Below are 2,043 nucleotides of genomic sequence, written 5' to 3' on the forward strand. Positions count from 1 at the left end.
GGCCTTCGGCTCGATGGGGTGGGCGGGGCTTTGGACCGGCGGGTCGCTCCGGCGGGTGGGGGGGGCCTCCGCTGCACGGGAAGTCGGCCGGGCCGACTTCCCGTGCCTTCGGATGCCGGGGCCGCCGTGGTCGGTGCGGTCGGTGTGGTCGGTGTGGCCGGCCCACAGCACTGTCCACAGGCTGTGGACAGTGCTGTGCACTCAGGATGGAACCCTCACCCGCGGCGAAGGACGCGAATCCGCCTCCGCGAAGCCGGTAGCCGACGGCCGGAGCCGGTAGCCGGTAGCCGGTGACAGGCGGCCGGGCCCGTCAGTCGTCCTGGAGGTCGACGGCGGTGTGCAGGGTGGCGAACAGGGCCGAGAGGCGGGTGTTCCAGTTGGCGTACGTCGGGACGTCGATGGCGTGCTTCTTGCCCATGTCCTTGACCACCTTCTGGGCGTTCTTGAGCTCCTGCGCGGCGTCGTCCGGGTTGCCCTCGTTGAGGCGCGCGGCAGTGGTGTCGAGGATCCTCAACAGGTCGGTCTGCTTGTCCCGCTCCCTGCCGACCTGGGCCTGGGCGACGGCCTGGCGGAAGGCCTGGATCTGCAGCGCTGCCGGCTGGTTGCGCGGGACGGCCTGGGTGGGGGCCGGGGGTGCGGACGGCGCCGCCGAGCTGGTGGTGGGCGCCGCCGAGCCCGCGGAGGCCTTCGGGGTGGGCGTCGTGACCGGGGCGGTGGACGGGGCGGTGGCCGCGGCGGGCTTGGCGGCGGCCGCGTTGCCGGCCGGCTCGTCGAAGGCGGTGAGGGCGAGCGCGGTGACGCCGGCCAGGCCCGCCACGCCCAACGCCCCGAACACCAGCGGCTTCCGCCGGCTGCGGGCAGGCGCGGGCGCGTTCCCGGGCCCGGGCCTTGGGACCGGGACGTAGGCGGGAGCCGCCGGGGCGGGTATCGGCGCCATCACCGAGGTGGCGGCCGGCGGCTGGGGCGGCAGCACCGTGGTGTGCTGCTGGTTCGGCGCCGGGAAGTGCGGCACCGGCGGCAGCAGCTGGGTGGCGGCCCCGCCCGCGTTCGCGAGCAGCTCCGCCGTCGGGTCGGCGACCATCAGCCCTGGTACGGTGCCGAGGAGTTCGGCCCGGGCGGTGGCCGCGTCGGCCGGGCGGTCGACCGGGTTCTTGGCCAGCAGCCGCAGCACCGCCGCGTCCAGCGCGGGCGGCAGGCCCTGGCGGCGGGCGGACGGCGGCAGCGGCTGCTCGCTGACGTGCTTGAAGGCGATCGCCACCGGGGTTTCGGCGGTGAACGGGGTCGCGCCGGTGAGCATCTCGGTCAGCACGCAGCCGACCGCGTACAGGTCCGTCCGCCCGTCCAGTTCCGAGGCGGTGGCCTGTTCGGGCGAGAGGTAGGCGGCCGTGCCGAGCACGCTCGCGGTCTGGGTCAGGTTGCTGGAGGAACCGGCCCTGGCGATGCCGAAGTCGACGACCTTCACCCCGCCGTCATCGGTGATCATGATGTTCCCGGGCTTGATGTCCCGGTGCACCAGCCCGGCCGCGTGCGCGACCGACAGCGCCTCGCAGACCGCCGCCGCGATGCCCACGGCGCGCTCCACCGGCAGCGCCTGCTGCTCCGCCAGCAGGGCGGCCAGCGAACGGCCGTTGACCAGCTCCATGACGATGAACGGGGTGCCCTGGTCCACGCCCGAGTCGAAGACCATGACGATCCTCGGGTGCGCCAGCATGGCCGCGTGCTGCGCCTCGCGGCTGAAGCGCTCGGCGAAGCGGGGGTCGTCGGCGAGTCCGCCGTTGAGGACCTTGACGGCCACCTGACGGCCCAGCACCCGGTCCGTCCCGCGCCAGACGGTGGCCATGCCGCCGACGCCGAGCAAGTCGACGAGTTCGTAACGCCCGTTCAGCGCCCGTCCGATCACCTGGAGCTCCCCTCACGTGCCCTGCCCGGGGTCCCGGGCCGCCTCGTGCACCTGTGCACGATAGCCGCACCGCCGAACGCGCCGACCAGGGGCGGAGGGTGGCGGGGGGGGGGGCGCGGGGGGGGGCCCCCCCCCCCCGCCCC

The 2,043-nt window shown here is 75.0% G+C and carries 1 protein-coding gene; it reads right to left on the reverse strand.

Going from position 1 to position 2,043, the window contains the following annotated elements; genetic code table 11:
* Window positions 1-310: 310 nt before the first annotated feature.
* Window positions 311-1,900 carry a protein kinase domain-containing protein gene (locus ACWGKU_RS40890; protein WP_452181080.1) on the reverse strand — a complete coding sequence of 530 codons (1,590 nt, stop codon included), beginning with the start codon at window positions 1,898-1,900 and terminating at the stop codon, window positions 311-313.
* Window positions 1,901-2,043: the final 143 nt, after the last annotated feature.

Source organism: Kitasatospora sp. NPDC054768 (genome assembly GCF_053612025.1).